The 212-nt window shown below is 48.1% G+C and carries 1 protein-coding gene; it reads left to right on the top strand.

Translation table 11 applies throughout. The features are described from left to right. Nucleotides 1-4 precede the first annotated feature (4 nt). Nucleotides 5-212: metal-dependent hydrolase (locus tag LKX83_RS33545; protein WP_227887652.1), on the top strand; the 208-nt coding region annotated here is incomplete at its 3' end.

Here is a 212-nt window from a genome sequence, read left to right as displayed (position 1 = left end):
CGCTATTGTTCCTCATTTCTCACACCGTACATACACGCATACGGTTTGGGCGCTGGCAGCATGGGCATATATCTGGTTGTATGCTGAAGCGTCGCTACGTATGGAAGGTTTATTTCTAGGTGCTGTAGCAGGCTACTTATCGCATCTTCTAGCAGATACGCTAACAATCTCAGGAGTGAGGTACTTGCACCCTTTTCCTCCGGTTGTAAAGC

Origin of the sequence: Cohnella baijiui, assembly GCF_020731285.1 — a bacterium.
Classification (GTDB): domain Bacteria; phylum Bacillota; class Bacilli; order Paenibacillales; family Paenibacillaceae; genus Cohnella.
The sequence above is the reverse complement of the archived record's forward strand: the minus strand, read 5'-3'. Positions and strand labels throughout refer to the sequence as shown.